This window comes from Bartonella sp. AP9QHHD (genome assembly GCF_042195625.1).
Lineage (GTDB): Bacteria > Pseudomonadota > Alphaproteobacteria > Rhizobiales > Rhizobiaceae > Bartonella.
Genome location: NZ_JBHIOP010000071.1, coordinates 1 through 2,045 on the forward strand (window position 1 = coordinate 1; position 2,045 = coordinate 2,045).

The window sequence follows — 2,045 nt, forward strand, 5'->3', positions numbered from 1 at the left end:
ATGGTCAGGTAGCTTACCCTCTGCGATAGAATCTTGATAGGATTTTAGGACATCAATTTGACCTTTCAATGCTAAACAAGCCAAATGCCAAATCACAGCTGGATAATAGCTATATTTTTGGATAAGCGTTTTGCTTTCTATTGATGCTTGTAAATCTTGGGCACGTGCCCATTGCATTATCCGCTCAGAGATTTTTGTCAACTCTTGCTCATTCAATATCTCTATACAAATATCAATTCCTTTATCAACCCCTCGAAAATTCTCCCCTCCAATCGTATTAAAAGATCGATAAATATCCATAGGTTGTACAAGATTACGTTGTCCACAAAAATGAATATACAAGCAAGCCAAAGAAATCTCTTCATTAGATATTTCAGCTTCGAGATGAACATTATACTGATCATAGAGATGTACAAAGCCAAAATCTAACTTAATAAAACGATCCGGCAAAACCAACCACATTTTCCCAAGCTCTGTGGCAAACCACCCTTGAATTTTAAAAATGCGAGTTGCTGCTGTAAGACTCATCGACCACTGTTTAGGTTTTTTACGCGCTAAAATGTCATCTAACTCCCCGTTTTTATAAGCTTGCGCAAAAAGAATGAGGCGCTCAATCCACCCTATTGTTTTGTAATCTGCAAATTCTGGTACATGTAATTGGGGTGTAAATTTAGAACTTTTTAAAGCATCAATATCACCAAGTAATGCTTCTGCAACAGCAGAATGATTAGCTGCTTTTTCACGTAATTTTTGTTCAATATCTTGTGCTTGCGCCCAAGCGATAACCCTATTTAAAGATTCCTTAACATGGCTTTCTGAAAGATCTGAAGCTGTAACATCGAAATCCTCTTTCTCAGAAAACAGCGTATCTTCATACTTATCCTGTGATACTTCACCACTAGCATATTCCCAAGCAAGGCAATAAGCAGCAGTGGTAAGATTAGCCGATAGCCGAAACTTTCCCCCATCATCTCCATAATCTACAACATCATAACTAATGCCTACAATGCGATCGGGAAGATGATAATGCACAAACATACTAGCATCTTCAGCACGATAAGGTTCCCAGCCAAGCGTTTTTAACATCTCTGTTACGTTTTTGGTCTGCATCGCTATTCACTTTCATTCAAAAAGTCCTGGATAATGAAAAACGTTAATGTCGGTTTTGTCTAACTTATTACTTAATTGTTCTTTAACCCATTTTTTACTAGCTTGGTTTAATTCTTTATCACTTCCTTTAAAATCTTTGAACGATTCTTGATATGCCTCTAATAACTATTTGTTATCTTTAAAAAAATTATAAATTTTCCTTTTGTGGACTCAGCATTTCCTTTTTTATATGCTTCTTTCAAAATCTTTTAGTTTTCACTTAATTTAGCATTCTTTCCCGTTTTTACTTCTCCAATGTTTATTTTACCATCCTTTATATAAACAAATTCCGCACGAAATTTTACTACCCCTTACCCGTCTTAGTTTTGAATACTATTTCTGTCTCGCATACTATACATCCTTCATCATTTAATTCTTGTTTTTTTCATCGCGTTTTTTATCATGATGCTTCCTGACTTGTTCAAATATATTACCCATTCCATCATTATTGTTTTGTGTTTCTTTATTGTTTCGGTTTTTTGTCTTATTTTTACTTTCCTTCTGAGAAGCTTTGTTTTTTTCTTCTTTGTGACTTTAGTTTGTTTTTTCGCTGTCTTCTTCTGCATTTTTCGATGCAAACAAATAGCCAAGGAAATCCGTTATAGCCGTCCCATTACTAGAGGATCCAATAAAATAGTTGCTCCGCCAGCCATAAAAAGAGACAGAGCCGCCAACTCTTCTAGTGTAAGCGACACAATGAATGCTGTTAATGCTGCTACCGCAGGAAGAAAATTATTCTCCGCAGCATTACCAGCGGCATCAGCGCCGGCATCAACATCGCCACCGGCAATGGCAGCGGCAACGCCCCCAGCAGCCCGTGCGACATCAATGGTGTGGTCTCTAAAGTCAGCAAACTGCGCATCAATCTTTGCGTTTATACGCGCTTCCTCTTCCGC

Annotated in this window: 2 protein-coding genes; both read right to left on the reverse strand. The window is 37.4% G+C overall.

Going from position 1 to position 2,045, the window contains the following annotated elements; genetic code table 11:
- Positions 1–1,110 (reverse strand): DUF6990 domain-containing protein (locus tag ACFIK4_RS05505; protein ID WP_375675359.1); only part of this gene is annotated, 1,110 nt, incomplete at its 3' end.
- A gap of 638 nt (positions 1,111–1,748) precedes the next feature.
- Positions 1,749–2,045: VENN motif pre-toxin domain-containing protein (locus ACFIK4_RS05510; protein ID WP_375675361.1), on the reverse strand; the 297-nt coding region annotated here is incomplete at its 5' end.